The sequence below is a fragment of the Mesorhizobium sp. M1142 genome (assembly GCF_040318565.1).
Classification (GTDB): Bacteria; Pseudomonadota; Alphaproteobacteria; order Rhizobiales; family Rhizobiaceae; genus Mesorhizobium.
In genome coordinates this window covers 67,969-94,860 of the sequence record NZ_JAMYMK010000019.1, presented here as the reverse complement: position 1 = coordinate 94,860, position 26,892 = coordinate 67,969, and the positions used below count along the sequence as shown (strand labels likewise).

General features: G+C 63.2%; 23 protein-coding genes. 15 read left to right on the top strand and 8 right to left on the bottom strand.

The window, feature by feature from the left end:
• Positions 1–38: 38 nt before the first annotated feature.
• The 7 genes from NKH42_RS25450 (at position 39) to amaB (ending at position 11,370) form a co-directional block, all read left to right on the top strand.
• Complete coding sequence (locus tag NKH42_RS25450) at positions 39–3,410, top strand: transglutaminase family protein (protein WP_352689982.1); 3,372 nt, start codon at positions 39–41, stop codon at positions 3,408–3,410.
• Positions 3,411–3,416: 6 nt separating this feature from the next.
• Entirely contained in the window at positions 3,417–5,828 is a 2,412-nt protein-coding gene (locus NKH42_RS25445) for a circularly permuted type 2 ATP-grasp protein (RefSeq protein ID WP_352689983.1), read from the top strand.
• 7 nt (positions 5,829–5,835) lie between these two features.
• Positions 5,836–6,720: a transglutaminase family protein gene (locus NKH42_RS25440; protein WP_352689984.1), complete on the top strand. Its 885-nt coding sequence runs from the start codon at positions 5,836–5,838 to the stop codon at positions 6,718–6,720.
• Positions 6,721–6,838: 118 nt separating this feature from the next.
• The gene (locus NKH42_RS25435) at positions 6,839–7,960 is read left to right on the top strand and encodes a DNA topoisomerase IB (RefSeq protein ID WP_352689985.1); all 1,122 of its coding nucleotides are present in this window, start codon (positions 6,839–6,841) and stop codon (positions 7,958–7,960) included.
• 81 nt (positions 7,961–8,041) lie between these two features.
• Positions 8,042–8,416 (top strand): YciI family protein, encoded by a 375-nt coding sequence (locus tag NKH42_RS25430; protein ID WP_254817007.1) that lies wholly within the window; start codon positions 8,042–8,044, stop codon positions 8,414–8,416.
• Positions 8,413–9,675 (top strand): RNA polymerase sigma factor, encoded by a 1,263-nt coding sequence (locus tag NKH42_RS25425; RefSeq protein WP_352974628.1) that lies wholly within the window; start codon positions 8,413–8,415, stop codon positions 9,673–9,675. The genes NKH42_RS25430 and NKH42_RS25425 overlap by 4 nt, the downstream gene beginning before the upstream one ends.
• Before the next feature lie 183 nt (positions 9,676–9,858).
• Positions 9,859–11,370, top strand: coding sequence for an L-piperidine-6-carboxylate dehydrogenase (amaB, locus tag NKH42_RS25420; protein WP_352689998.1), 1,512 nt, complete (start codon positions 9,859–9,861; stop codon positions 11,368–11,370).
• A gap of 59 nt (positions 11,371–11,429) precedes the next feature.
• Here amaB and NKH42_RS25415 read toward each other — a convergent pair whose 3' ends face one another.
• Positions 11,430–12,293, bottom strand: coding sequence for a hypothetical protein (locus NKH42_RS25415; RefSeq protein WP_352689986.1), 864 nt, complete (start codon positions 12,291–12,293; stop codon positions 11,430–11,432).
• A gap of 711 nt (positions 12,294–13,004) precedes the next feature.
• On the opposite strand from NKH42_RS25415, the gene NKH42_RS25410 reads away from it, so the two are divergent.
• Positions 13,005–13,817, top strand: coding sequence for a nucleotidyltransferase family protein (locus NKH42_RS25410; RefSeq protein WP_254817010.1), 813 nt, complete (start codon positions 13,005–13,007; stop codon positions 13,815–13,817).
• A complete protein-coding gene (locus NKH42_RS25405) occupies positions 13,810–14,562 on the top strand; it encodes a metallophosphoesterase family protein (RefSeq protein WP_352478321.1) in 753 nt (250 codons plus the stop codon). The genes NKH42_RS25410 and NKH42_RS25405 overlap by 8 nt, the downstream gene beginning before the upstream one ends.
• A 64-nt stretch (positions 14,563–14,626) precedes the next feature.
• On the opposite strand, the gene NKH42_RS25400 is transcribed toward NKH42_RS25405, so the two are convergent.
• The 4 genes from NKH42_RS25400 to NKH42_RS31310 all read right to left on the bottom strand — a co-directional run bounded on the left by NKH42_RS25400 (position 14,627) and on the right by NKH42_RS31310 (position 17,597).
• The gene (locus tag NKH42_RS25400; RefSeq protein ID WP_352478323.1) at positions 14,627–14,791 is read right to left on the bottom strand and encodes a hypothetical protein; all 165 of its coding nucleotides are present in this window, start codon (positions 14,789–14,791) and stop codon (positions 14,627–14,629) included.
• Between the two features lie 93 nt (positions 14,792–14,884).
• Positions 14,885–16,498 carry a DHA2 family efflux MFS transporter permease subunit gene (locus NKH42_RS25395; protein WP_352506286.1) on the bottom strand — a complete coding sequence of 538 codons (1,614 nt, stop codon included), beginning with the start codon at positions 16,496–16,498 and terminating at the stop codon, positions 14,885–14,887.
• Entirely contained in the window at positions 16,495–16,797 is a 303-nt protein-coding gene (locus NKH42_RS31315) for an HlyD family secretion protein (protein ID WP_352826547.1), read from the bottom strand. Before NKH42_RS31315 ends, NKH42_RS25395 begins: the two co-directional genes overlap by 4 nt.
• A gap of 2 nt (positions 16,798–16,799) precedes the next feature.
• On the bottom strand, positions 16,800–17,597 hold the full coding sequence (locus NKH42_RS31310; protein ID WP_502896154.1) for an HlyD family secretion protein: 798 nt from the start codon (positions 17,595–17,597) through the stop codon (positions 16,800–16,802).
• Between the two features lie 349 nt (positions 17,598–17,946).
• On the opposite strand from NKH42_RS31310, the gene NKH42_RS25380 reads away from it, so the two are divergent.
• The gene (locus NKH42_RS25380; RefSeq protein ID WP_254817079.1) at positions 17,947–18,378 is read left to right on the top strand and encodes a hypothetical protein; all 432 of its coding nucleotides are present in this window, start codon (positions 17,947–17,949) and stop codon (positions 18,376–18,378) included.
• 263 nt (positions 18,379–18,641) lie between these two features.
• On the opposite strand, the gene NKH42_RS25375 is transcribed toward NKH42_RS25380, so the two are convergent.
• From NKH42_RS25375 to NKH42_RS25365, 3 genes are all read right to left on the bottom strand, one after another.
• Positions 18,642–19,832 carry an NADH-quinone oxidoreductase subunit D gene (locus NKH42_RS25375; protein ID WP_352506284.1) on the bottom strand — a complete coding sequence of 397 codons (1,191 nt, stop codon included), beginning with the start codon at positions 19,830–19,832 and terminating at the stop codon, positions 18,642–18,644.
• A gap of 66 nt (positions 19,833–19,898) precedes the next feature.
• Positions 19,899–20,324 carry a hypothetical protein gene (locus tag NKH42_RS25370; RefSeq protein ID WP_352506283.1) on the bottom strand — a complete coding sequence of 142 codons (426 nt, stop codon included), beginning with the start codon at positions 20,322–20,324 and terminating at the stop codon, positions 19,899–19,901.
• 164 nt (positions 20,325–20,488) lie between these two features.
• A complete protein-coding gene (locus NKH42_RS25365) occupies positions 20,489–21,163 on the bottom strand; it encodes a DUF2161 domain-containing phosphodiesterase (RefSeq protein WP_352478434.1) in 675 nt (224 codons plus the stop codon).
• Positions 21,164–21,492: 329 nt separating this feature from the next.
• Between NKH42_RS25365 and NKH42_RS25360 the strand changes: the two genes are divergently transcribed.
• From NKH42_RS25360 to NKH42_RS25340, 5 genes are all read left to right on the top strand, one after another.
• Positions 21,493–22,320: a phosphogluconate dehydrogenase C-terminal domain-containing protein gene (locus tag NKH42_RS25360; protein WP_352506281.1), complete on the top strand. Its 828-nt coding sequence runs from the start codon at positions 21,493–21,495 to the stop codon at positions 22,318–22,320.
• 264 nt (positions 22,321–22,584) lie between these two features.
• Positions 22,585–23,526, top strand: a complete 942-nt coding sequence (locus NKH42_RS25355; RefSeq protein ID WP_352752685.1) for a D-ribose ABC transporter substrate-binding protein — start codon at positions 22,585–22,587, stop codon at positions 23,524–23,526.
• Between the two features lie 109 nt (positions 23,527–23,635).
• On the top strand, positions 23,636–24,289 hold the full coding sequence (locus tag NKH42_RS25350) for a DUF2291 family protein (RefSeq protein WP_352506280.1): 654 nt from the start codon (positions 23,636–23,638) through the stop codon (positions 24,287–24,289).
• On the top strand, positions 24,286–25,830 hold the full coding sequence (locus NKH42_RS25345) for a sugar ABC transporter ATP-binding protein (RefSeq protein WP_352506279.1): 1,545 nt from the start codon (positions 24,286–24,288) through the stop codon (positions 25,828–25,830). The genes NKH42_RS25350 and NKH42_RS25345 overlap by 4 nt, the downstream gene beginning before the upstream one ends.
• Positions 25,827–26,891: an ABC transporter permease gene (locus tag NKH42_RS25340; protein ID WP_352506278.1), complete on the top strand. Its 1,065-nt coding sequence runs from the start codon at positions 25,827–25,829 to the stop codon at positions 26,889–26,891. Before NKH42_RS25345 ends, NKH42_RS25340 begins: the two co-directional genes overlap by 4 nt.
• The last annotated feature ends 1 nt before the right edge of the window (position 26,892 follow it).

Genomic DNA, 26,892 nt, shown 5'->3' with positions numbered 1-26,892 from the left:
CAGCGAACTCCTTTTGAAACGCCGACCTCAGGGGCACCATGGCAATTCTGGCAGCCGTCTATCACCTGACCCACTACAAATACGACAGGCCGGTCGTCTTGGGCCCGCAAGTCATAAGGTTGCAGCCTGCGCCGCATTCCCGCACGAAAGTGCTCAGCCATTCGCTGAAGGTCGGGCCGGCAAATCACTTCGTCAATTTGCAGCAGGATCCCTACGGCAATTTCCTTGCCCGCTTCGTCTTCCCCGAGCCGGTGACGGAACTGAAGATCGAGGTCGATCTCGTTGCCGACATGACAGTCTACAATCCGTTCGATTTCTTCGTCGAGCCCTCGGCCGAGACGTTTCCGTTCGAATACCCCGAAGAGATCAGGGACGATCTGACCATCTACCGGACGCCGGAACCGGCGGGGCCGCTGTTGGAGGCATTCCTCAAAACCCTCGACCGCAGCCCGACCAACACCGTCAATTTTGTCGTCGACCTCAATGCGAGGCTGCAGCGCGAGATCGCCTATATCGTGCGCATGGAAACCGGCGTCTTCTCGCCCGAGGAAACGCTGGCCGCCGGCAAGGGGTCGTGCCGGGATTCCAGCTGGCTCCTGGTGCAGATACTGAGGAACCTCGGCATCGCTGCGCGCTTCGTTTCCGGCTACCTGATCCAGCTGAAGCCCGACCTCGTCGCGCTTGACGGACCGCCCGGCACCGCAGTCGACTTCACCGATCTCCATGCCTGGTGCGAGGTGTATCTGCCGGGCGCCGGCTGGATCGGCTTCGACCCGACCTCCGGCCTGCTCACCGGCGAAAGCCATGTGCCTCTCGCGGCAACGCCGCATTTCCGCAATGCCGCGCCGATCTCCGGCATGGCGAGCTTCGCCAATGTCGAGTTCGGCTTCGACATGCGGGTCGACCGCATCGCCGAGCATCCGCGCATTACCAAGCCGTTTTCCGACGAAAGCTGGCAGGCGCTCGATGCGCTGGGCAACCAGGTTGACGCCGCGCTTGATGCCGGCGACGTGCGGCTGACCATGGGCGGCGAGCCGACCTTCGTCTCGATCGACGATTTCGAGGCTGCAGAGTGGAACACCGCCGCCGTCGGGCCAACCAAACGCGAAAAGGCCGATGCGCTGATCCGCCGGCTGCGCGAGCGCTTCGCGCCGGGCGGCTTCCTGCATTACGGACAGGGCAAATGGTATCCCGGCGAAAGCCTGCCGCGCTGGACCTTCTCGCTCTACTGGCGCACCGACGGCGAGCCGGTGTGGAGCGACCCGTCGCTGATCGCGCATGAAAAGAGCGAGGCGGATGTCGGACCGATGCAGGCCGAGAGCCTGCTGACCGCGATTGCCGACGAACTCGGCATCGACAAGACGATGGTCAGCGAAGCCTATGAGGACCCCGCCGAATGGCTGCTCAAGGAAGGCAAGCTGCCTGACAACGTCGATCCTTCCAATTCGAAGCTGGAGGACCCGGAGGAGCGCAGCCGCATGGCGCGGGTGTTCGAACGCGGGCTGACCAAGCCGTCGGGCTATGTGCTGCCTGTCCAGCGCTGGAACAGCCAGGCGTCAGGACCGCGCTGGCGCTCGGAGAAGTGGAAGACGCGGCGCGGCAGGCTGTTCCTGGTGCCGGGAGATTCACCGGTAGGTTACCGCCTGCCGCTCGGCACGCTGCCTTACGTGCCGCCGGCGCAGTTCCCCTACATCGTGCCGGTCGACCCATCGCTGCCGCGCGGACCATTGCCGGCGCGTGAGGCGATCTTGCCCGATTCTGCTTCTTCGCCTGCGTCGGCCGAACTTGAAGGCGCCGACGAAATGGCGCGACGCCAGCAGGCCGTTTCCTTCACGGCCGTTACCGGCCAGCAGGACCGCGTCGAACAGGAGATCACCGAGATCGGCGGCGCCGTGCGCACGGCACTTTCGGCCGAGCCGCGCGACGGACGGCTTTGTGTGTTCATGCCGCCTGTCGAGGCGCTGGAGGACTATCTCGAACTGGTCGCGGCGGCGGAGAACGCGGCAAAGGCTATTGGCCTGCCTGTGCATATCGAGGGTTACGGCCCGCCGCACGATCCGCGCCTCAACGTCATCCGTGTGGCACCCGATCCCGGCGTCATCGAAGTCAATATCCACCCCGCCGCGAATTGGCAGGATTGCGTGGCGACGACCACGGCGATCTACGAGGAGGCGCGGCAGACGCGGCTTGGCGCCGACAAGTTCATGATCGATGGCCGCCATACCGGCACCGGCGGCGGCAACCACGTTGTCGTCGGCGGCGCAACGCCCAATGACAGTCCGTTCCTGCGCCGCCCCGACCTGTTGAAAAGCCTGGTGCTGCAGTGGCAGCGGCATCCGTCGCTGTCCTATCTGTTCTCCGGCCTGTTCATCGGCCCGACCAGCCAGGCGCCACGCTTCGACGAGGCACGCCACGATTCGCTCTACGAACTCGAAATCGCGATGGCGCAGGTGCCGCATCCGGACAAGGGCGCGGCACCGCTGCCGTGGCTGGTCGACCGGCTGTTCCGCAACCTTCTGACCGACGTGACCGGCAATACCCATCGCTCGGAAATCTGCATCGACAAGCTATTTTCGCCGGACGGGCCGACCGGCCGGCTCGGGCTGGTCGAATTCCGCGGCTTCGAGATGCCGCCCAACGCGCGCATGAGCCTGGCGCAGCAATTGCTGGTGCGCGCCATCATCGCTCGGGCCTGGAAGAACCCGCTCGACGGCCGCTTCGTGCGCTGGGGCACCTCGCTGCACGACCGTTTCATGCTGCCGCATTATGTCTGGGCTGACTTTCTCGATGTGCTGGACGACCTCAAGCTGAACGGCTTTGCATTCCGTCCGGAATGGTTCGACGCCCAGCTCGAATTCCGCTTCCCGTTCTGCGGCGAGGTCCAGCATGCCGGTATCAAGCTGGAGCTCAGGCAGGCGCTGGAGCCGTGGCATGTGATGGGCGAGCAAGGCGCGATCGGCGGCACCGTGCGCTTTGTCGATTCCTCCGTCGAGCGGCTGCAGGTGAAGACCGAGGGGCTCAACCCGGAGCGTCACGCGGTCGTCTGCAACGGCCGCCTGGTGCCGATGAAGGTGACCGACAACCGCGAGATCGCGGTGGCCGGCGTGCGCTTCAAGGCCTGGCAGCCGGCGTCGGGCCTGCATCCGGCGCTGCCGGTCAACACGCCGCTGGTCTTCGACATCTATGACCGCTGGTCGGGCCGCGCGGTCGGCGGCTGCGTCTACCACGTCGCGCATCCCGGCGGGCGCAGCTACGACACGTTCCCCGTCAACGGCAACGAAGCGGAGGCGCGGCGGCTCGCCCGCTTCGAGCCGCGTGGCCATACGCCGTCCAGCTATGTGCTGCGCAACGAAGAAGGCTCTGAAGATTTCCCGATGACCCTTGACCTTCGGCGACCGCAAAGACTCTGATCAGCCATGGCGAAGGGGAATCACAAAAGGCTGCGCAGCAAGCCGCAGACCCACAGTCTGCTGGAGCACTACCAGCCGATCGACGGCGTCGTCGACGAGATGGTCGATGCGTCGGGCAATCCGCGGCCGGCCTGGCGGCACTTCATCGAGGCGCTGGAGGACCTGGGGCCGGAAAAGCTTGCCCAGCGCTTCGCCCGCGCCGACCAATACCTCCGCGACGCCGGCGTCTACTACCGAGTCTATGACAAGGCCGGCGCCAACGAGCGGGAATGGCCGCTGGCACATGTGCCGCTGCTGATCGAGGAGCAGGAATGGGCTGAGATCAGCGCCGGCCTGGTCCAGCGCGCCGATCTGTTCGAGGAGACCATCGCCGACATTTACGGGCCGAACCGGCTGGTCGAGAAAGGCATTCTGCCGGCCGGATTGATCGCGGCCAGCCCGGAATATTTGCGGCCGGTCGTCGGCACCAGGCCGGCCAGCGGCCATTTCCTGCATTTCTGCGCCTTCGAGCTCGGTCGTGGCCCGGACGGCCGCTGGTGGGTGCTTGGCGACCGCACACAGGCCCCATCTGGCGCCGGCTTCGCACTGGAAAACCGCGTCGCCACCACCAGGGCGCTGTCCGACATCTACGGCGAAATGCATGTGCACCGCCTGGCCGGCTTCTTCCGCCGTTTTCGCGATGCGCTGATCGGCATGGCCAAGCAAGCCGGTGGCCGTGTCGCCATCCTGACGCCGGGACCGCTGAACGAAACCTATTACGAACATGCCTATATCGCCCGCTATCTCGGCATCATGCTGCTCGAGGGCGAGGACCTGACCGTCTCGGGCGGCAGGCTGATGGTGCGCACGGTTTCGGGGCTGATGCCGGTGAGCGTCTTGTGGCGGCGGCTCGACGCCGCCTTCGCCGATCCGCTCGAACTGCGGCCGGACTCGCAGATCGGCACGCCGGGGCTGGTCGAAGCGGTCCGGCAGGGGGCGGTTTCGGCCGTCAACGCGCTGGGCTCCGGCCTGATGGAGACACGCGCGCTGCTCGCCTTCCTGCCGAAGATTTCGCGCGCCCTGCGCAACGAGGAACTGCTGCTGCCGACCGTGGCGACGTGGTGGTGCGGGCAGGAGGCGGAGCGCGAGCATGTGCTCGCCAATATCGATAGCATGGTGATCGGTCCGGCGCTGTCGACGCGGCTCGCCTTCGAGGATGACGGCTCGACCAAGCTCGGGTCAGCGCTGTCGGTCGAGGAGCGGGCCGAACTCGTCGCCCGGATCGAACGGGACGGCGGCGACTTCGTCGGCCAGGAAGCGGTGACGCTGTCGACCACCCCGGTCTATGTCGGCGGCTGGCTGGAGCCGCGGCCGGCAAGCCTGCGCGTCTATCTGGCGCGGACGCCCGAAGGCTGGACCGTGATGCCGGGCGGTTTTGCCCGTGTCGGCTTTTCGCTCGACCCGACGGCCATCGCCATGCAGCGTGGCGGCCAGGCGGCGGATGTCTGGGTGGTCAGCGACAGGCCGGTGGAGCGCGAGACGCTGCTGCCGCAGGAGCACGACAGCTTTACCCGAACCTTGCCAGGCAGCCTGCCCAGCCGCGCGGCGGAAAACCTGACATGGCTTGGGCGCTATATCGAGCGGTCGGAAGACACGGTGCGCATCCTGCGCGCCTACCATGTGCGGCTGGCCGAGACATCCGATCCCGAGATGCCGCTGCTCGCCGATATCAGGGACCATCTCGCGCCGTTCGGCATCGACGTCGAGACGGCAATCCCATTGGGGCTCATCAGCACCCTGGACAGCGCCGTCTACAGTGCCGGACAGATCCGAGACCGTTTCTCGCCGGATGGCTGGCTGGCATTGAAGGATCTGTCGAAGACCATCCATCAATTTGCCGCCACTGTGGCGCCGGGCGATGACGCGACAAGGGCAATGACGGTGATCCTGCGCAAGCTGGCCGGGTTTTCCGGCCTGCTGCACGAGAACATGTACCGCTTTGCCGGCTGGCGTTTCCTCGAAATCGGCCGCAGGCTCGAACGCGGCATCCAGATCGCCCGCACGCTCGCCCGGCTGACCAGAGCCCAGGCGCCTGAAGGCGCACTCGACATGATGCTGGAGATCGGCGACAGCGTCATGACGCACCGTCGGCAATATCCGGTGCAGGCGGGGCGGCGCACGGTGGTCGACCTTCTGGCGCTCGATCCGCTCAACCCGCGCTCGATCCTTTTCCAGCTCGAACGGCTGAAGGCCGAAATCGCGCTGCTGCCCTCCGTCGGGGCTGAAGGCCATATGTCGCCGGCGGCCAAGGAAATTCTGCAGCTCAACACGTCGATCGCCATCAAGGAGCCCTCGGACATGACGGCCGAGGCCCTCGGCGATCTCGCCAATGAAATCGGCGGGCTCTACAACAGCCTCGCCAAAGCCTATTTCGGGTAGAGACAGCATGCTCTACGACATCAGGCTTCACCTGCGTTACGACTATGATGCGGCGGCCGGTGGCGGCCGCCATCAGGTGCGCGTGCTGCCGCCGACCATCCCTGGCGTGCAGCGCGTCGTCGCCGCTTCACTGTCTTTTGTGCCGGCGCCCAGCGAACGCTCCGACTTTTCCGACTTTTTCGGCAACAGTGTCACCTCGATCGCCTTTCGTGACGCGCATGATGCGCTCGACATCAGGATGAGCGCGCGTGTTTCAGTGTCGCGGCCGGAGCCCGGGCTCGACGTATCGCCGGACATACGCCGGCTGAGGGAAGAACTCGGCGCCGTGCACTCGCTGGCGCCGGCGTCGCCGCATCACTTTCTGGCCACCAGCGATCATGCCGGCATCGACCCGGCAATCACTGCCTATGCGAAAGACAGTGCCGGCAGTTCGACAGTCGGCACGGCCATGGCTCTGTGCAACCGCATTCACCGCGATTTCACCTATGACGGCGAGGCGACCACCGTGCAGACGCGGGCCAGCGACGCCTTCGGCCTGAAGCGCGGCGTCTGCCAGGATTTTTCCCACATCATGATCGCCGGCCTGCGCGGCCTCGGCATTCCTGCCGGCTATGTCAGCGGGTTCCTGCGCACCATCCCGCCGCGCGGAAAGCCGCGGCTCGAAGGCGCCGACGCCATGCATGCCTGGGTCAAGGTGTGGTGCGGACGCGATGCCGGCTGGCAGGAATTCGATCCGACCAATGGCATGCGGGCAAGCAACGACCATATCACGGTCGGCTACGGCCGCGACTACTCCGATGTGGCGCCGATCGTCGGCGTGTTGAAAACCACGGGCGGGCAGGTCGGCGAACAGGCGGTCGACGTCATACCGGTCGTGCTCGAAAAGGCGTGATGACGCATGTCTTCGTTGCACGGCGACGTCGATAGGCTGTTCTGGAACCAAGAGATCAAGAGGCGGTGGAACCCGCAGCCGGCAAGCGGCTTATCTACGGAAATTCCGTGGAGAGGACATGCTCGACAAATCCGAGTCGTCGTCTGGCCGATCGGCTGTGAGGAAAGCTGCACCAAAGAACGGGGTGCCGCGGAACGGGGCGCTGGAGAATGGCGCGCAAGCCTCGGCCGTTCGGGCCTCGCTCAATTATGTCACCGACACTGAACCCGGTATTCGCCGGCTGCGTTCGGGCAAGGGGTTCTCGTACAAAGGACCCGACGGGCGGATTGTCGACGGGGAGGCGCTGGCACGCATCAAGGCGCTCGCCATCCCCCCGGCCTGGACGGACGTCTGGATCTCGCCGGATTCCGATGGTCATATCCAGGCGACCGGTAGGGACCAGCGTGGACGCAAACAATACCGCTATCACCCGCACTGGGCGGAGGAGCGTGACGGCGTCAAATATTCGAGCCTGGTCGCCTTCGCCGAGAGCCTGCCCGAACTGCGGCGGCAGATCGACGTCGATTTGCGCCGTCACGGCCTGCCGCTGGAACGCGTCGTTTCGGCTATCGTCTGGCTGCTCGACAACACGATGATCCGTGTCGGCAATGCCGCCTACGCGCGCGACAATAAGAGTTTTGGGTTGACCACGCTGCGCGACCGCCATGTCGACATCAAGGGCTCGAGCCTGCGCTTCGCCTTCATCGGCAAATCCGGCAAGGAATGGAGATTGAAGCTTGTCGATCGCCGGATTGCCAAGGTCGTGCGTGGAGCGCAGGACCTGCCGGGGCAGAAGTTGTTCCAGTATCTCGACGAGGAGGGAAACAGGCGTCCGGTGCGCTCAGACGACGTCAACCGCTATATCAGGGAACACGCCGGAGCGGAGTTCAGTTCCAAGCACTTCAGAACCTGGGGTGGCACCATTCATGCCGCGTCGCTGTTTGCCCAAACCGAACGTCCCGAAAGCCAGGCGCAGCAAAAGCGGGTGATGAACAATGTCATCGACAAGGTTGCCGAGCGGCTTGGCAACACACGCGCGGTCTGTCGCCAATGCTATATTCATCCGGAGGTCTTCCGCGCCTGGTCCGAAGGACGGCTGCTCGACGAAATGGCGGATGCCAACAAAGGCAAGCGCTCGGTCGCCGGGCTAGACGACGAGGAGGCCCTGGTCTTGAGATGGCTGAAGGCGAGAGAAAGCTGACGTCGGACCGCGGCGTATTTTTTTGTCGACGCCATGTCGGCATCGGTCCTAGTGTTTCGTCCTTTGAGAAAAGGACGAACCATGCTCTACGCGATCCTCTGCTATGCCTCTGAAGACGTCGTCTGCTCCTGGAGCAAGGAGCAGGACGATGCCGTCATGGAAAAACTTCTGGGTGTGCAGGAAAAATATGCCCAGGCGGGCCGCCTTGGCCCGGTGGCGCGGCTCTTGCCGACGACCGCGGCGACGACGCTGAGGAAGGTCAAGGGCGAATCGATCGTCATCGACGGCCCGTTTGCCGAAACCAAGGAACAGTTCCTCGGCTTCTACACGCTCGAATGCGCCGACCTCGATGAGGCGGTCGACTTCGCGCGTGAGCTTTCCGAGGTCAACCCGAGCGGCGGCTCCTATGAAATCCGGCCGGTCTCGCTCTTCAATCCCGCCAAGGTTTCCGCATGACCGAACTCGCCTGGATCAGCACGGCAATCAGCACCGCTCGCCCGCAGGTGATGGGGGCATTGCTGCGCTACTTCCGCGACCTCGACGCGGCGGAGGAAGCATTCCAGGACGCCTGCCTGAGGGCACTGAACAACTGGCCGAAAAACGGCCCGCCGCGCGATCCGGCAGCCTGGCTGATCTTCGTCGGCCGCAACAGCGGCATCGATGCGGTGCGCAAGCGCGCCAAGCAGGCGCCGCTGCCGGAGGAGGAGCAGATCTCCGACCTGGAAGATGCCGAGAGCGACGTCGCCGAGCGGCTGGACGGGGCGCATTACCGTGACGATATTTTGCGGCTGCTGTTCATCTGCTGCCATCCAGACCTGCCGGCCACACAGCAGATCGCCGTGGCGTTGCGCATCGTCTCCGGCCTGACGGTCAAGCAGATCGCCCGCGCCTTCCTCGTCGGTGAGAGCGCGATGGAGCAGCGTATCACGCGCGCCAAGGCGCGTATCGCCGACGCCGGGGTGCCGTTCGAGACGCCGGGAGCGGTCGAGCGCTCCGAACGGCTCGCCGCCGTCGCTGCCATGGTCTACCTGATCTTCAACGAAGGCTATTCCAGCAACAGCGGCGAGGCATCGGCGCGTGCGCCGCTTTGCGAAGAGGCGATCCGGCTGGCCCGGCTGCTGCTCAGGCTGTTCCAGACCGAGCCGGAGATCATGGGGCTGACGGCGCTGTTGCTGCTGCAACATGCACGCGCGCCTGCCCGCTTCGACGAGAACGGCGAGATCGTGCTGCTCGAAGACCAGGACCGCAGCCTGTGGAGCCGCAAGATGATCGATGAAGGCCTGGCGCTGGTCGATAAGGCGTTGCGCCATCGCAAGCCCGGTCCGTACCAGGTGCAAGCGGCGATCGCCGCACTGCATGCGCGGGCGGAAAAGCCCGAGGATACGGACTGGAACGAGATCGACCTGCTCTACGGCCTGCTCGAGCAGATGCAGCCGTCGCCGGTGGTGACGCTCAACCGCGCCGTCGCGGTCTCCAAGGTGCGTGGACCGGAAGCCGCACTCGCCATGATCGAGCCGCTGGAGGGGCGGCTTTCCGGCTATTTCCATTTCTTCGGCCTCAAGGGCGGACTGCTGATGCAGCTTGACCGCGGCGAGGAGGCGCGCGTCGCTTTCGACCGCGCCATCGCGCTTGCCAATACCGCCGCCGAGGCCGCGCATATCCGCATGCATATCGACCGGCTGATGAAAGAAGGCGCCAAGCAAACGGCGCATTGATCCGACGCCTTCGCCTGGTTCAACGGTCTGACCTTTGCTTAGACCATGCCGGGGTGGCGATTTTTCCCTGAAACGAGTAATGCCACGCCATGACAGCGCCTGGTGTGCCAACCGGCAGGGGGCGGGTATGGCGCCAGGCTTGGACCGACGCCATATGAGCGACGGGATCTGAAAGGGATGAAAATGACGATTGCGAAGGAAACGGCCGGGCTTCTGGCGAAACTGGGCGTTGCCGAAGGCGCGCTCACGGGCGGCGACCTCATCGTCCGCAGCCCGGTGACCGGCGAGCAGATCGCCGCGCTGAAGACCATCTCGCCGGCCGATGCGGCGACGACCATCGACAATGCCTACAAAGCTTTCCTGGCGTGGCGGCAGGTGCCAGCTCCCAAGCGTGGAGAACTGGTACGGCTGCTCGGCGAGGAATTGCGCACACACAAGGCCGAGCTTGGCCGGTTGGTATCGATCGAAGTCGGCAAGATCCCATCCGAGGGTCTTGGCGAAGTGCAGGAGATGATCGACATCTGCGATTTCGCCGTCGGTCTTTCCCGGCAACTGTACGGCCTGACCATCGCCACCGAGCGTCCCGGCCATCGTATGATGGAAACCTGGCATCCGCTCGGCGTCGTCGGGGTCATCTCGGCCTTCAACTTTCCGGTCGCGGTATGGTCGTGGAACGCAGCACTTGCGCTGGTCTGCGGCGACGCGGTGGTGTGGAAGCCGTCCGAGAAGACACCGCTGACGGCGCTCGCCTGCGAAGCGATCTTCAAGCGTGCAGCAGAGCGTTTCGGCGATGCGCCGAAGGGGCTGGCGCCGGTTCTGATCGGCGATCGCGCCGTCGGCGAGATCCTGGTCGATCATCCCAAGGTGCCGCTGGTCTCGGCGACCGGCTCGACGCGCATGGGCAGGGACGTCGGACCACGGCTGGCGAAGCGCTTTGCCCGTGCCGTGCTGGAGCTCGGCGGCAACAATGCCGGCATCGTCTGCCCGACGGCCGATCTCGACATGGCGCTCCGCGCAATCGCCTTCGGCGCCATGGGCACGGCCGGCCAGCGCTGCACGACGCTCAGGCGCCTGTTCGTGCATGAGAGCGTCTACGACCAGCTCGTTCCGCGCCTGAAGAAGGCCTATGGAAGCGTCTCGGTCGGCAATCCGCTGGAGACAAGCGCTCTGGTCGGCCCGCTGATCGATAAGGCTGCCTACAAGAATATGCAGAAGGCGCTGGAGGAGGCGGCTTCGCATGGCGGTAAGATAACCGGCGGAATGCGGGTCGAGAACGGCCATCCCGAGGCCTACTATGTGCGTCCGGCGCTGGTCGAAATGCCGCGGCAGGTTTCGCCAGTGACGGAGGAGACCTTCGCGCCCATCCTCTACGTGATGAAATATTCGGACTTCGACGCCGTGCTAGAAGAACACAATGCGGTGGGAGCGGGGCTGTCATCGTCGATCTTTACCCGCGACCTGCAGGAATCCGAGCGCTTTCTTAGCGTCGACGGATCGGACTGCGGCATCGCCAACGTCAATATAGGCACGTCAGGGGCCGAGATCGGCGGCGCCTTCGGTGGCGAGAAGGAAACCGGCGGCGGCCGCGAGAGCGGTTCCGATGCCTGGAAGGCCTATATGCGGCGCGCTACCAATACGGTGAACTATTCCAAGGCGCTGCCGCTTGCGCAGGGCGTGTCGTTCGACATCGATTGAAATGCCAGACCTCCGTCGCGGCGGCGCCAAGGCCGCCACGACGGCGTTCGGCTTGCGGTTCAGCTGGCGTCGGGAGTTACAACACAATTGTCGAAGGCTGAATCGATGATGGCGAGCTTGACCGCCTGGGCGGTCATGTATTCCTGATAGAACTCGCTCGACACCCACATGACCGAATGACCGCGCTGGCCCAGCCAGCCGATGCTGCCGAGTTCCTCCGCATCGCGCAATTTGCGTGAAAGGTGGGTCCGGGAAAGCTTGAGCCAGTTCGCGAAATCTCCGATTGAGACGACACCGGTCGGAATTCGGTCCAGGTCGGCATGATCGGGATCGACGCCGGACATCAGCCAATCCATCACGATGCCGCCATTGTCGAGCCAGGTGAACAAGGAAAAAGTCTGTCTTGGCTCGCGCACGGCATGCGACGAAAGCAGGCCGTCGGCCACCAGCGGCTGCAGTTTGGCGAGCACGTCCGGTTGTGCGACGAATGCAGCCAGTCGAGATCCACCGTCCAGGCTGTCCAGCGTTTTCAGATGAGCCATGACCCAGCCGGCAACCGTCTCCAGAGTGCCCGCGACCGGCTCAAAGGGGCGGATGCGCCCGTATTTAATCGGCAGATGCCGGATGAAACCGTAATGCAGCATCTCCTTCAGGAAGGCATCGGCGGTGTTGCGGCTGGCCACCGAATGCCGGCGGATTCCGTCCATGAACCGTGCGGACGTAAGTCCCTTGCGATGGTCGTCCGGCTCTCGATCGAAATACAAGGCAAGGCCGATATGGGCCATCAGCCAGCGTTGTTGCGTGGCGAACACCGAAGCCAGCCGCGGGTTCGCTTCATAGGTCTGGAGCAGCGCCCGCGACTGAGCCTGGACGTGCCGACGCAATGCCGGATGGCTGGCAATATCTTCAGAAACCAGCGCCATCCCGCCGAGCCCAACCAAATTTGCAACTGGAAATACCGGTCACAATTTCAGCCTTCGCGGACCGTGTCCAGAGCCGGCACATCAGGATACGAGCTGAATCCCGCCGGCTAGCAATTACGCGACTTGGTCGCCGAGGATGCGATCTCGCGAGGCGCTGATCTTGCCGCGCGAGACTAGCCTGCTTGAACCCATAATGGTGGCTTCGCCTGGCCAGCCCGCATTCCCCGACGGCGAGGCGGAACCAACACCAGTTTTGCTCGTTGAAGAACGCTGATTGGACTGAGACAGTGAGGAATTACAAAATGGAGAATGGGCTTTTCGCCACGCCGCCTGCAGCGTTCCGAAAAACAGAGTCGGTTTGGCTACGGGCGCTCAAGTGGCTGTTAAGCCGGGTGCGCAGCGCCTCCGACAGCTCCGGAACCATGTTGAAGCCAATCCTTGCTGGACCGGAGGATGGCGGGGTCCACTCCGCCTCGACGCGTTTGAGCCGATCTCGACGCGTTTGAGGCCGACCGCGCTGCGATTTTGACTCCAAAAGTAGCCGCTCACATATTTTTTCTTTTTATGGCCGCCGCCGCAACCTCGCCCATAGCCGCTTCGAAGGCCGGCCACGGCGGCGTGTCGGCCTGATGCAGCAGGCGGGAACCATCGGGCATGCTTGGCTATTAGATACAGGCGGCTGCTGGTCTGCCGAGCCAGGAGCCATTGCTTATGATCATCGATCCCCCACCGAAAAGCGCCATCCCGGCATCAGTTCCGTCGGTCGATCCAAAAGCCGCCCCGACGCCTCGCAATGCCGAAGCGGAGGTCTTTTATATCGAAGCGATCCGCGAGCTTGTCGCGACCGGCATCCCCTTTCTCGTCGCCGGCACCTATGCCGTAAGCGCCTATACCGGGATCACCCGCCCGACCAAGGATCTGGACATTTTCTGCAAGGCCGGCGACTGCGCGCGCATCCTCGCCCATTTCAAGCAGATCGGCTACGCCGTCGTGGTCGAGGACGACCGGTGGCTGGGCAAAGTGTTCAAGGGCACGCATTTTTTCGACGTCATCTTCACCTCGATGAACGGCACAATGCCTGTCGACGACCAGTGGCTGGAGCATGCTCGCCAGGCCGAATTGCTGGGCAGCCAGGTGCGGATCATCGGCCCAACCGAGCTTATCTGGTCCAAATGCTTCATCCAGGATCGCGGCCGCCACGATGGGGCCGACGTCGCGCATACCATCCTCAAAGCGCACGACCAGATCGACTGGCAAAGGCTGCTTTCCTACATGGAAGTCCATTGGGAAGTTCTGCTGATGCATCTCTTGAACTTCCGATGGATCTATCCGACGGAGCGCGACCGGGTGCCCGCGTGGCTGCTCGACGAACTGCTTGACCGGCTGGCCAAGCAGCGCGAATTGCCGCCTTCCCGGATGCGGATCTGCCGCGGGCGCATGCTTTCACGAACCGACTATGAGATCGACGTCAAGCAATGGGGCTTTGCCGACGTCGGCGGTGAAGGAGAATATAGCGATGGCTGACGGGCTCGAATCTGCTTCGGCAAAGGCGGAAAATGGCGGCACTCTCAAGGTCGCCGCAATCGGCGATCTGCATGTCGGCAAGGAGGACCAGGCCTCGTACCGCGACCTTTTCGGCGAGATGTCGCGTGAAGCCCAGGTTCTCGTGCTGACGGGCGACCTTACCAATCTCGGCAAGCCTAGGGAGGCCGAAATCCTTGCCGAGGAACTGCGTGCCTGCACGATCCCGGTCGTCGCCGTACTTGGCAACCACGACTATGAGTCAGGCGCCGTCGAGCAGGTTACCGATATTCTGCGCCAGGCGGGCGTTCACCTCCTCGACGGCGAGGCGACGGAGATTCATGAGGTCGGGTTCGTGGGGGTCAAGGGTTTCGTTGGCGGTTTTGGATCGCGCATGCTCGGCTCCTTCGGCGAACCGGCCATCAAGTCGATGGTGGCGGAAAGCGTGAACGAAGCGATGCGGCTTGAAAACGCTATGCGGCAGGTCCGCGCCAAACGCACGCTTGTCGTCCTGCACTACGCGCCTGTCGTCGAGACGGTCGAAGGCGAGCCGCTGGAGATCTTCCCGTTTCTCGGTTCGTCACGTCTGGCCGAGACGATAGACCGGTTCCAGGTCAGCGCAGTTGTGCATGGTCATGCGCATCGCGGCGCTTACGAGGGCCGCACGCCGGGCGGGGCGTCGGTCTATAACGTTGCCATGCATGTCGCCAAGCCGACCGGCCGCCCCTACGCCATGCTCGAAATCTGACAGGCGGCGCCACTGGCGCAGGCAATCGCAGTACACACTGCAGAACGATCACGGCAATTGCCGGCTAAAAAGCCGTCCGCTTCGGTGGAATGTCGTTTTCATCCGGGTTGGGAACGGGGTCCTCGTCGGGGAGCCTGTCGGGGTCCGGCTCACGCACGGGCTTGGGATCGGGAATAGGAGGCGGTGGCACCGGCGTCGGTGTCGGCTCGGGTGTGGGGATAGTGGCCATCGTAATCATCTCCTCTTGGCGCAGAACAACGCAACAGGTCGGCTGGTTCCCGGCTTGCCCGTTTTTGGAAAACCACACCGTCGCACTTGCCGGTCAGCCCATTTCGGGATTCGGCTGGCTGCCACCCGACTTGCTTGACCGCAGCAGCAGCGCCAGCGGAACCAGCAGGGCGGTTGCCACCGCGCAGTAGCGGAAGACATCGACATAGGCGAGCAGCGTGGCCTGGCGGGCGATCAACTGACCAAGCCAGCCGATCGCATGCTGCTTCGCCTCGACCATCGGCGAACCCTGGGCGACGAAATGCTCAGTCGCCTGCCGAAGCGCCTGCTGATAGGCGGGCGACGATTGCGCGGTGTGGCCGACCAGATTCGATTGATGGATCTGGGAGCTTTGCGAAATGACGGTGTTGGACAGCGAGACGCCGATGCTGCCGCCGATATTGCGTGCAACGTTGATCAGCGCCGACGCCTGGTTGGTCTTCTGCGGGGGCAGGCCGACATAGGCCGCGGTTGAAATGGGAATGAACAGGAACGGCAGCCCGACCATCAGGAAAACACGGGCAAAGGCAAAGAAGCGGAAGCTGGCGTCCGGAGTAAGCGAGGTCATGTGCCAAAGGGCCACTGCGACCACCGACATGCCCATCATGATCAGATATTTGGGCTGCACGATGCTGCCTACAAATCCGGACACCGGCATCAAGATCAGCATGGCGATGCCGCCCGGCATCATCGAAAGGCCCGAGAGCGTCGCGGTGTAGGCAAATGTCGTCTGCTGCAGCTGCGGCACGATCTGGGTGGTGCTGAACAGGATAGCACCGACTGCCATCATGACCAGGAACGCCGTGCCGAACTGGCGCGTGAACAATAGGTGCATGTCGACGACCGGATCGCTGCGACTGATTTCCCATGGGATAAGCAGCAGGAACGCGATCGCGGAAATCACTGCGAAAGTGGTGATGAAATTCGAGGCGAACCAATCGTAGCGCTGGCCCCGGTCGAGAAAGATCTCCAGGCACCCCAAGGCTATCGCCACCAGGACGAAACCGACCCCATCGATCTTCAGGCCGCCTTTCAGCCGTTCCTTGCGTTCGCGTTCGAGTACGTCCGGTTCGACCAAGAGCCACTGCACCAGCGCCAGCGACAGGATGCCGAACGGCACGTTGATGAAGAAGATCCAGTGCCAGGAGAAATGGTCCGTCAGCCAGCCGCCGATCGTCGGCCCGACCGTCGGTGCGACGATGACCGCAATGCCGTAAAGCGCGAAGGCCTGCGAGCGCTTTTCTGGCGGGAACGTATCGGCAAGGATCGATTGCTCGCTTGGCGCCATGCCGCCGCCGCCGAGTCCCTGAAGGACCCTGAACAGGATGAGCAGTTCCAGGTTGGGCGCCAGTCCGCACAGCAGCGACGCGACGGTGAAGGTCGCAACGCAGAGCATGTAGTAGCGCTTGCGGCCGATGACGTTTGCCAGCCAGCCGCTGACCGGGATGATCACCGAGTTGGCAACGAGATAGGTGGTAATCACCCAGGTGCTTTCGTCCATTCCGGCCGCCAGGCTGCCGGCGATATTGCGCAGGGCGACATTGGCGATCGAGGTGTCCAGCACCAGCATGAAAGTGGCGATGGAGACGACGACGGCGATAAGCCAGGGATTGTGCGTCCCGGCGGCGGATCGGCTTTCGCCCTGATTTCTGGCGGTTTCGCCGTTCATCGCACCTTGACCGTCGGCACCACCGACAGGCCGGGACCGAGAAGCACATCCGGCGGCTTGTCGAAGACGATCTTGACCGGCACGCGCTGCACCACCTTGACGTAATTGCCGGTGGCATTTTCAGCCGGCAGGAGGCTGAAGGCGGTGCCGCTGCCGGCCTGGATGCTGTCGACGCGGCCATGGAAGGACTTGTCCGGGTAGGCGTCGATGTCGATGTCGACCGGCTGTCCCTGCCGCATCAGATCGAGCTGCGTCTCCTTGAAGTTGGCCTTCACCCAGACCTCGTCGGGAACGAACATCATCAATACCTGGCCGGGTTGGGCGTAGGTGCCGTTCGCGGCGGAAATGCTCGTTGCGCGCCCGGCTGCGGGTGCTGTGATAGTCGTGCGCGACAGCGTCGTGCGAGCTTGCTCCTGGCTGGCCTTGGCCTGCTCGAGCTGCGCCTCGGCGCTCCTGGCCTGTGCCTGCAAGACCGAAACCTGGCTTTTGCCGAGGCGACATTGGCCTCGGCGCTGTCCAGCGCGGCCTGGTCCTGACGCAACGTCGATGCCGCCTGCTGCGCCTGCTGCTGCGTTGCCGTGCCCCTGGCCAGGAGTTCGCGGTTGCGTTGATCCTCGGCCTTGGCGAAATCCAGCGCCGCCTTGGCCTGGGCAACCTGCCTCTGGGCAGCGTTCACCTTTGCGTTTTGAGCCTCGACCTGGGCGGTGACATTGACGATTGCGGCCTCGGCCGCAGCGACGCCGGCATCGGCCTGCTTCAGGTTTGCCTGATAGTCGCTGTCATCGATACGCAGGAGGACATCGCCGGCCTGTACATGCTGATTGTCGGTAACCGCCAGCTCGGTAACGCGGCCGGCTATTTGCGCGCCGATCGTCACCGTGCGCGCGTCTATGAAGGCGTCGTCGGTCGATTCGTACTGGCGAGCGTTCAGCCACCAGATCGCGATGCCTGCCGCGACGAGCAACAGCGCAAGTGCTATCGCTGCGGCCGCATAGGGATGGCGCCTGGGAAAGCCGAGCAGACCGGCCTTTCGTTGCGAGGCATTCCCGTCGGGCTGTTCCTGCCGGGGCTCTGCCGATCGCCCACGAGATTCTCGCACCCGGGCCGGTTGCTCCCGAGTTTCATTTACAGGCTCGACGTCTTGTTCGACGCTTTGAGGCTTCGTGTCCAACGGAATTGCTTTCAAGACTGATATTGCAGCCGCCGAAGCGGACGCAAAGCCAAACGGCAAGCTTCCGCAAAAGTTCCTGTCCGGAACGGGGTGGTCGGGTTAACGGGTCGACATCGAACCCACCGAGCGGTGCCGGCGCGTTCGAACTAGAGCGCCGTTTCACCGGGCAGGTGATTCATATGCTTCATGTTGCGGCGGTCCGGCCTTGTCAGCGCTCCACGGCGCGATAATTGCTCATAAAGGCGTGGGCAAATTCACCTGTCGACAGGAGCCGACCATGAAACATCAAACACTCGACCAACTGCAAGCCGTCGCGGAAGTTGAGTCCTTCGCGGCGTATCCGGCGATGACTCGAAACCAACGGATTGAACGTTGGGCGGAACTTCTCGAACAAAACCCGACGCGATGCCTTGGGGCGCTTCCAGGCACCGAATATATGAACAGGGAAGCGCGCGACAGATCGCGTGGTGCTGGAACGCCGCTCACCGTCGCCTTCGAGGATCCGGTTCTGCGTGCCATGGGGCTGAAGGACGATACCTACGGTGAGGCAAAGCGCTTCTTCGAACTGAGCGATCGGCAGTTGCACCAAATCGTTTGCCATTGCCATGTCGGTGCTACGATGCAAGCGCGATGGGCCGCTGCCAGGGTGCGCGGGATAGTCCGCGGCAACAGATTTGTTGCCTGGTTGAAGGGATTGATCGCGCATTGACGCGGTACGAGGAACGGCGGAACACGCGTTCTTTCCGCGCCGTGGAGAGCGCTTCCGAACTTGGAAGGGCACGTGCCACGTCGGGCCGCGCAGATTGTGAAAGTCCTCGACGCTTGGCTGCGCCTTGTCGCGGCCATGCGTCCGTTTTGATGCGAGAATTTGAGTTGGCCCGCCGCAAGTGAGAGCCGTCGTCCGACCGGCGTCCGAGCGCAGTCGAGGCAGGTGCGATCTGGCTAGGATGGACCCGCGACCCTTTGACGTGGCTAACGATCGATTTCTCCGAACACGATGTCGAGCGAGCCGATGATCGCGGCGACATCGGCGATCATATGGCCTCGGGACAGGAAATCCATCGCCTGCAGGTGGGCGAACGAAGGTGCGCGGATCTTGCATCGGTAGGGAACATTGCCTCCGTCCGAAACGAGGTAGACGCCGAACTCGCCCTTCGGCGCCTCGACGGCGGCGTAGACTTCACCGCTCGGCACGCGAATGCCTTCGGTGTAGAGTTTGAAATGGTGGATCGTCGCTTCCATCGAGCGCTTCATCGTGGCACGCGGCGGCGGCGTGATCTTGTGGTTCGGGATCGCGACCGGTCCCTGGCCTTCGGGTGAGCGCAACTTTTCCAGGCATTGCCGCATGATCCGGACCGACTGGCGCATTTCCTCCATGCGTACAAGATAGCGGTCGTAGCAGTCGCCATGCTTGCCGACCGGAATATCGAAATCCATCTCCGAATAGCATTCGTATGGCTGCGCCTTGCGCAGATCCCAGGATGCCCCCGATCCGCGCACCATCACGCCGGAAAAGCCCCAGGCCCAGGCATCATCGAGGCCGATCACGCCGACATCGACATTGCGCTGCTTGAAGATGCGGTTCTCGGTCAACAGCTCTTCGAGATTGTCGCAGACCTTGAGGAAGGGATCGCAGAACCTCCAGATGTCGTCGAGGAGTTCCGGCGGCAGATCCTGATGCACGCCGCCGACCCTGAAATAATTCGCGTGCATGCGGGCGCCGGACGCGCGCTCATAAAAGACCATCAGCTTCTCGCGCTCGGCGAAACCCCAGAGCGGCGGCGTCAGCGCGCCGATGTCCATGGCTTGCGTGGTGACGTTGAGGAGGTGCGATAGCAGCCGGCCTATTTCGCAGAAAAGCACGCGAATGAGCTGTCCGCGTTTCGGAACCGATATTTCGAGGAGCTTCTCGGCGGCGAGACAGAATGCATGCTCCTGGTTCATCGGCGCGACGTAGTCGAGCCGGTCGAAATAGGGCAAGGCCTGCAGGTAGTTCTTGTACTCGATGAGCTTTTCGGTGCCGCGATGCAGCAGGCCGATATGGGGATCGGCGCGTTCCACGATCTCGCCGTCGAGTTCGAGCACCAGCCGCAGGACGCCGTGAGCGGAGGGATGTTGTGGCCCGAAATTGATGGTGAAGTTGCGAACTGCAGCCTCGACCATGACAGTCCTCCGCGATCAGGCGGGCTTTGGTTCCGTGCCGGAGCCGGCTTGTCCGCTTTCAGCCGCTCACGTCGTCGTCTGGATGATCAGCGTCAGCGTGCCGTCGCCGTCGATATTGGCCGCCACGACCTGCGTGGAATTAAGCCCATTCGCCGCCAGTGCCGATGCCGCCTGCGGCGATGCGTCGATCGAACTTTGCAGGATGCGCAAATCCTCGGCGCTGGTCTGGGTGACGACGGCCTCCGCCTGTGCCTTGATGTCAGGAGGCAGATCCTCCATCGCCACGATTGTCACTGCGGTGAAATTCTGGGCGGAGAACGCATCCTCCGGTGTAGCCTGGTCGGGAGTGGTCCCTTGGGGCGTGGCTTGCTCTGGCAAGGTTTGCGGCGCCGTCGGCGGCACAGGGGCAAGCTCTGGTCCCACGGATTGCGCATAGACCGGCGAGGCAAGGGCCAGTGCCGAAAGTGTGGCAATTGTCGTCGATAGGCGCATGGCCGTTCCTTCCGTTTGCTCAGCGGACGATCAATTCGGTGACGACAAAACCATCGTGTCGAAATATGGTTCCGTGACTGAGGTGCTGTCTTGTACTGAGTGCTGTCTGGCCGAAAGCCGTGATTGTCGCGGAGAGCAGGGCGCGAAATCCGGCGTTGCCTGTCTCAGGCAGCGGCGTGGCTGCGATCGGGCTGCGGCCAGCGCTGCAAGGCTTCACGGCCCTGAGCGGTCAGTTCGTAGATCCCGCGATCGGTGCGCGCGAACCAGCGATACACGTTGTGCAGCAGAATCTTGGGTGCGTTCGGCAGGTTGGGCTTCAAGTCACGCGGCCGTTTTGGGCCGTCGGCGAGTGCTGCGGCGCATGCCAGTGCCTGCTGGCGATAAGCGGTCATGATCGGCGCACGTGAGCCGCCGCCGGCGACAGGATCGCCCTGCCGACGCCGATGTTCGTCGATTAGTTTCGAGCGGCGCCGGGGATCCCGACGCGGGGCCAATGCCGTCGGGCTGAGCAGCACCTGAACCTCGCCGTTCGGTCGCACGCCAAGCAGGCCAAAGCCGAGCCGACGGCAGAGATTGCGGTATCTCACATCGCTCTCGCGGCCCTTGCCACGGGCCGACATGCATGCCGCGAGCCAGACCTCGTCGCTCGCCGCCATACGGTCGACGCCCTGGAGGATGAGCTCGAGATTGAACTTCAGCTTCAGCTCGCAGATGACGACGATCGGTGGAGAGTCGGCACTCAGCGCCAGCAGGTCGCAGCCGCCGATCTCGCCCTTGACCATAAATCCCAGGCCTTCGAGGAAGGCCTTGACCGGGCTGTAGAGTGACGTTTCGAGCATGGGCCTTTGTTGGCTGCGAATCATCCCGCCGATCGGCGGGTCAGCGCGATGATCGCTCTTTGCCGTTGAACAGAGGTAAACGACGGGCAAACAAATGGTCAGAGCAGTGCCGCGGCCGCTTGCGAATTTGGTATGCTGGTATAATGTGTACCTGAGGTAGCATGCTCCGCGTAGCTGCGCTGGACATCCGGGCGCCCGAGACACGTCCAGGCATCGTCATTTGAGCGACGGCTCCCCGCGTTTTTACCCGCCAGCCGGCGGCAATGTGCATACAAGTCAATGAGATGACGATCGGTAGGGCCGTCGTTGGAATTCAGGAGTAACGACATATGACAACGATTGCGCTGTTTGGTGCAGGCGGCAAAATGGGTTACCGTCTGGCAACCAATTTTCGCGGATCTTCGTATACGATACGCCATGTCGAGGTCAGCGACGCCGGCCGCGAGCGGCTGAAGTCGGGCCTCGGCATCGATGCCGTCAGCGCCGATGAGGCGCTTGATGGCGCCGATGTGGTGATCCTGGCGGTGCCGGACACGCACATCGGCAAGGTCGCGGCGAGTATCGAGAGCAAGCTTGCGTCAGGCACGATGGTCGTCGTGCTCGACGCCGCGGCACCTTTCGCCGGGCATTTGCCGAAGCGGCCGGATCTGACGTATTTCGTCACCCACCCCTGCCATCCGCCGATCTTCAACGACGAGACCGACATGGCGGCCAAGAAGGACTATTTCGGCGGCGTCAAGGCCAAGCAGCATATGGTCAGCGCCTTGATGCAGGGACCGGAGGAGGATTTCGCCAAGGGTGAGGCGATCGCAAAGATCATCTGGGCGCCGGTCATGCGCTCCCATCGCGTCACTGTCGATCAGATGGCCCTGCTCGAGCCCGGCCTTTCGGAAACGGTATGCGCTTCGCTGCTCGTCGTCATGAAAGAGGCGGTCGATGAGGTGGTGGCGCGCGGGGTCGACAAGCAGGCGGCGCTCGACTTCCTGCTTGGTCATATGAACGTGCTTGGCGCCGTCATCTTCGGCGAGACCAAAGGCGTGTTCTCCGACGCCTGCAACAAGGCGATAGAGTTCGGCAAGCCGGTTCTGATGCGCGACGACTGGAAACGGGTGTTCGAGCCGGAGGAGATTGCCGCGAGCATTCAGCGCATCACTTGAGGGCAGCGACGCGTTTTCGGAACATGTTACCTGAAATTGTCATTGACTCATTATACCAGTTGCCTTAGCTGTTCGATGGATCGGACCGTCAAGCTTCGCAGCAGGCTCAGGGGCCAGATGAGTGGAGGGTAGTGGGAAGCGATCCGTCGAAGTGAAGCCGGCAAAGGCTTGTGAATCTGACGCGACCCGCCACCTACGGCCGGCTGGCGAAATCGAATGCATATAGCCTTGGGACAAGGCGCGGATTTTCAACGGGAGGAATACATGAAACTGACACGCAGAATGACGCTTGCGGCTTTCGCCGGCATGCTGGCGCTTGGCACCGCCGCACCCGCCTATGCGGCGGATTTGATCGCCATCATCACGCCCTCGCATGACAATCCGTTCTTCAAGGCGGAAGCTGTCGGCGCGGAGGCCAAGGCCAAGGAACTCGGCTACGAGGCGTTGGTGCTCGTCCATGACGACGACGCCAACACGCAGTCCGAATTGATCGATACGGCGATCGGCCGCGGCGCCAAGGCGATCATCCTCGACAATGCCGGCGCCGACGCCACAGTCGCTGCGGTGCAGAAGGCCAAGGACGCAGGCGTTCCTTCCTTCCTGATCGATCGCGAGATCAATGCCACCGGCGTTGCCGTCGCGCAGATCGTCTCCAACAATTATCAGGGCGCCCAGCTCGGCGCGCAGGAATTCGTCAAGCTGATGGGCGAGAAGGGTAATTTCGTCGAGCTCGTCGGCAAAGAATCCGACACCAATGCCGGCATCCGCTCCAAGGGTTACCACGACGTCATCGACGACTATCCGGACCTGAAGATGGTGGCGCAGCAATCGGCCAACTGGAGCCAGACCGAGGCCTATTCAAAGATGGAATCGATCCTCCAGGCCAATCCCGATATTAAGGGCGTGATCTCCGGCAACGACACGATGGCGATGGGCGCCTATGCGGCACTTGCCGCTGCCGGTCGCAAGGACGTCATCGTCGTCGGCTTCGACGGGTCGAACGACGTGCGCGACTCGATAACTTCCGGCGGCATCAAGGCGACGGTCCTGCAGCCGGCCTTCGCGCAGGCACAGATGGCGGTCGAGCAGGCCAACGACTTCATCAAGAACAAGAAGTCTCCGGCCGAGGAAAAGCAATTGATGGATTGCGTCCTGGTCAATGGCGACAATGCCGCCAAGCTGGAGACATTCGCGCTCACCAACTGAGCCGGCGTAACATCAAGCGCAAGGGACGAGCTCCGGTTCGTCCCTTGCTTCCATTTCGCCCTTGCTTCCATTTCTGGGTGCTCCTGACCGCCATGCCGAACGAGCCGACATGTTCAACACGCTGACCCGGCCAATCCTTGTCGTGTCGTTCCTTGCAGCTATAGTCAGCCTGACCGCCTGCAAGATCCTGCCGACGCCGTCAGCGGAAAACGGCGGCACTGGCTCGGCCTTCAATCCCGACAAGATGGTCGAGGACATTTGGGCGACGAAAGCGATACCCTATCTGCAGCAGAAGGCCGGCCCGTTTGCCGAGGTTCATGCTTTGGCGAAGACCGATCCCGCCGCTGCCGGCGCCAAGTACGGCAATCCGAAAAAGCAGGCGAACTCGCCGTGGACCTTCGCCGTCCGGCTCGAGGGCAAGGTCGTTGCAGCCAATACACAGTCACGCGCGTCGACAATGGACGTCGATGCCGACGGCGACGGCAAGGCGGATGCGCGAGTGCAGATCGGACCCGCCACTCGCGGTACAGCGCTGCGCGACAGCCTTGACTTCATTCAATTCAACGATTTCACCAACCAGATCGACTTCGCCCAGTTCGGCAAGGCCTTCAACGCCTACGCCGACAAGACCGTGCTTTCCAAGCTGCCGCGCGAGGCACTCGAGGGCCGAAGCGTCAAGATCCTCGGCGCCTATACGCCAGGCAGCGGCCAGGACCTGCCGCTGGTGACGCCGGCGGAGGCAGAGATCGGGCCGAAGCCATGACCGGCGATCAAGACGTCATCCTGAAGCTGGAGGATGTCTCGAAAGTCTATTCGGGCACCGTCGCGGTCAAACGTGCGAATTTTGAGGTGCGCAAGGGTGCGGTCAACGTGCTGGTCGGCGAAAACGGGGCCGGCAAATCGACGCTGATGAAGATCATCGCCGGCGTCGAGCGGCCGACGCTCGGGCGCATTCTGCTGGACGGCGAGGAGGTCTCCTTCTCGTCATCCGGGGACGCGGTAAATCGCGGAATCGGCATGGTGTTCCAGGAGTTGAACCTGTTCGGCAACCTGACCGTCGCCGAAAACATTTTCGCCACCCGCGAGATCACCAACCGCTTCCGCAAGATCGACCGCAAAGAGCAGGAGCGCCGCGCGGCGGAGTTCCTGGAACGGCTGGAAGCCGGCATCCGGCCGGACATGCTGGTCGAGGATCTGCGCATCGGCCAGCAGCAGCTGGTCGAGATCGCCAAGGCGGTTTCGCTCGATGCGCGCATCCTGATCATGGACGAGCCGACCTCGGCGCTCAGCGCGGCGGAAGTCGAGATCCTGTTCAAGGTGATTGCCGACCTCAAGGCGGGCGGCGTGGCAATCGTCTACATCTCGCATCGGCTCGAGGAATTGATCCGCATCGGCGACACCATCACGGTGCTGCGCGACGGGCGCATCACCGGCCAGGCGAAGATGAAAGACGTCGACACCCAGTGGGTCGTGCGGCAGATGATCGGCTCGGACGCCAAGGACTTCGCCAAGGCCGACGGCCATGTGCCGGGCGACGAGATATTCCGCGCCGAGGACATTTGCCTACCGCGCGTCACCGGCGGGCTTGCGGTCGACCACGTCTCGCTGTCGCTGCGCGCTGGCGAGATCCTCGGCATCTACGGCCTGATGGGCGCCGGACGCAGCGAGCTGTTCGATTGCATCATGGGCCGCCACGGCCATTCGACCGGCGCGATATTCATTGCCGGCAAAAAGGTGCACGAGCGCGACACGACACGGCGCATCCGGCGCGGGCTGGCGCTGATCCCCGAAGACCGCCAACGCGAAGGGCTGGTGTCGATCCTCTCCGTCGCCAGCAATCTGACTCTGGCCAGCCTGTCGCGGTTCGTGCGCCTGTTCCACATTCGTGGTGCCGCCGAACGACAGGCGGTGACCCAGACGATACGCGAACTGGCCATCAAGGTCGCCGATCCGACGCAGGAAGTCTCGTCGCTGTCGGGCGGCAACCAGCAGAAGGTGGTGATCGGCAAGGCGCTGCTCACCGGACCGAAGGTGCTGCTGATGGACGAGCCGAGTCGCGGCATCGACGTCGGCGCCAAGGCCGACGTTTTCCGCACCATGCGCAAGCTGTCGCGCGACGGTCTGGGGATCCTGTTTGCCACCTCCGATCTCGACGAAGTGATGGCGTTGTCCGACCGTATCGCGGTGATGAGCAATGGAAAATTGACCGGTATCTTCGATCGCGCGGAGGCGACTGAGGCCGCGCTCGTCGCTGCCTCGGCCCTCGGCCACGGCCCGGTCCCGCACGGAGAGCAAGGCGCATGACTGACATTCCAGCCAAGGCGGTGGTCAACTCCATTTCGAGCGGCTCGGTCCTGCTGACGCTGATGAAGGCGAGGACGTTCATCGCGCTGATCGCCGTGCTGTTATTCTTCTCGATAGCTGCCCCTAATTTCCTATCGGCCGCCAATCTTATCCTGATGTCGAAGCACGTGGCGTTGAACGCATTCCTCGCAATGGGCATGACCTTCGTCATCATCACCGGCGGCATCGACCTGTCGGTCGGCTCGATCGTCGGCCTGTGCGGCATGGTGGCCGGCTATCTCGTGCTGAACGGCGTCGACCTGCAGGTCGGCTACACCATCTATTTCAACGTCTTCGAGATCGCGCTGATCACGCTTGCCGTCGGCATATTGATCGGCGCCGTCAACGGCTTGCTGATCACCAGGCTTAACGTTGCGCCATTCATAGCCACGCTCGGCGTGCTCTATGTCGCACGCGGCCTGGCACTGCTGTCGTCCGACGGGCGCACCTTCCCCAATCTCGTCGGCAAGCCGGAGCTCGGCACCACGGGGTTCGGCTTCCTCGGCGCCGGCCGGCTGCTTGGCTTGCCGGTTTCGATATGGATATTGGTCGTCGTCGCACTGGGGGCGGCCTATCTCGCCAGATACACTCCGCTCGGCCGCCATATCTTCGCCGTTGGCGGCAATGAGCGGGCGGCGCGGATTTCGGGCGTCCGCGTCAACATGGTGAAGATGTTCGTCTACATGTTTTCCGGGTTCTGCGCGGCGATCGTCGGGCTGATCATCTCGTCCGAACTGATGGCCTCGCATCCGGCGACCGGAGAGAGCTTCGAACTCAACGCCATTGCCGCGGCAGTGCTCGGTGGCACCTCGATGTCGGGCGGACGCGGCGCCATCGGCGGCACCATTGTCGGCGCCTTCGTAATCGGCATCCTTTCGGACGGGCTGGTGATGATGGGGGTGAGCTCGTTCTGGCAAATGGTAATCAAGGGCCTCGTCATCATCGTAGCCGTTGTCGTCGACCAAGCCCAGCGCCGGCTGCAGAGCCGTGTCACGCTGATGCAGATGGCAAAGGCCGGCTGAC

Excerpts from the sequence above, each read along its gene's own strand:
- NKH42_RS25370 (WP_352506283.1), bottom strand. The coding sequence starts at position 20,324 with ATGCGCCTATCGACGACAATTGCCACACTTTCGGCACTGGCCCTTGCC.
- NKH42_RS25400 (WP_352478323.1), bottom strand. The coding sequence starts at position 14,791 with ATGGCCACTATCCCCACACCCGAGCCGACACCGACGCCGGTGCCACCG.
- NKH42_RS25355 (WP_352752685.1), top strand. The coding sequence starts at position 22,585 with ATGAAACTGACACGCAGAATGACGCTTGCGGCTTTCGCCGGCATGCTG.
- NKH42_RS25450 (WP_352689982.1), top strand. The coding sequence starts at position 39 with ATGGCAATTCTGGCAGCCGTCTATCACCTGACCCACTACAAATACGAC.
- NKH42_RS25345 (WP_352506279.1), top strand. The coding sequence starts at position 24,286 with ATGACCGGCGATCAAGACGTCATCCTGAAGCTGGAGGATGTCTCGAAA.
- NKH42_RS25430 (WP_254817007.1), top strand. The coding sequence starts at position 8,042 with ATGCTCTACGCGATCCTCTGCTATGCCTCTGAAGACGTCGTCTGCTCC.
- NKH42_RS25425 (WP_352974628.1), top strand. The coding sequence starts at position 8,413 with ATGACCGAACTCGCCTGGATCAGCACGGCAATCAGCACCGCTCGCCCG.
- NKH42_RS25375 (WP_352506284.1), bottom strand. The coding sequence starts at position 19,832 with ATGGTCGAGGCTGCAGTTCGCAACTTCACCATCAATTTCGGGCCACAA.
- NKH42_RS25380 (WP_254817079.1), top strand. The coding sequence starts at position 17,947 with ATGAAACATCAAACACTCGACCAACTGCAAGCCGTCGCGGAAGTTGAG.
- NKH42_RS25405 (WP_352478321.1), top strand. The coding sequence starts at position 13,810 with ATGGCTGACGGGCTCGAATCTGCTTCGGCAAAGGCGGAAAATGGCGGC.
- NKH42_RS25365 (WP_352478434.1), bottom strand. The coding sequence starts at position 21,163 with ATGCTCGAAACGTCACTCTACAGCCCGGTCAAGGCCTTCCTCGAAGGC.
- NKH42_RS31315 (WP_352826547.1), bottom strand. The coding sequence starts at position 16,797 with ATGTTCGTTCCCGACGAGGTCTGGGTGAAGGCCAACTTCAAGGAGACG.
- NKH42_RS25435 (WP_352689985.1), top strand. The coding sequence starts at position 6,839 with ATGCTCGACAAATCCGAGTCGTCGTCTGGCCGATCGGCTGTGAGGAAA.
- NKH42_RS25410 (WP_254817010.1), top strand. The coding sequence starts at position 13,005 with ATGATCATCGATCCCCCACCGAAAAGCGCCATCCCGGCATCAGTTCCG.
- NKH42_RS25415 (WP_352689986.1), bottom strand. The coding sequence starts at position 12,293 with ATGGCGCTGGTTTCTGAAGATATTGCCAGCCATCCGGCATTGCGTCGG.
- NKH42_RS25350 (WP_352506280.1), top strand. The coding sequence starts at position 23,636 with ATGTTCAACACGCTGACCCGGCCAATCCTTGTCGTGTCGTTCCTTGCA.
- amaB (WP_352689998.1), top strand. The coding sequence starts at position 9,859 with ATGACGATTGCGAAGGAAACGGCCGGGCTTCTGGCGAAACTGGGCGTT.
- NKH42_RS25445 (WP_352689983.1), top strand. The coding sequence starts at position 3,417 with ATGGCGAAGGGGAATCACAAAAGGCTGCGCAGCAAGCCGCAGACCCAC.
- NKH42_RS25340 (WP_352506278.1), top strand. The coding sequence starts at position 25,827 with ATGACTGACATTCCAGCCAAGGCGGTGGTCAACTCCATTTCGAGCGGC.
- NKH42_RS25440 (WP_352689984.1), top strand. The coding sequence starts at position 5,836 with ATGCTCTACGACATCAGGCTTCACCTGCGTTACGACTATGATGCGGCG.
- NKH42_RS25360 (WP_352506281.1), top strand. The coding sequence starts at position 21,493 with ATGACAACGATTGCGCTGTTTGGTGCAGGCGGCAAAATGGGTTACCGT.
- NKH42_RS25395 (WP_352506286.1), bottom strand. The coding sequence starts at position 16,498 with ATGAACGGCGAAACCGCCAGAAATCAGGGCGAAAGCCGATCCGCCGCC.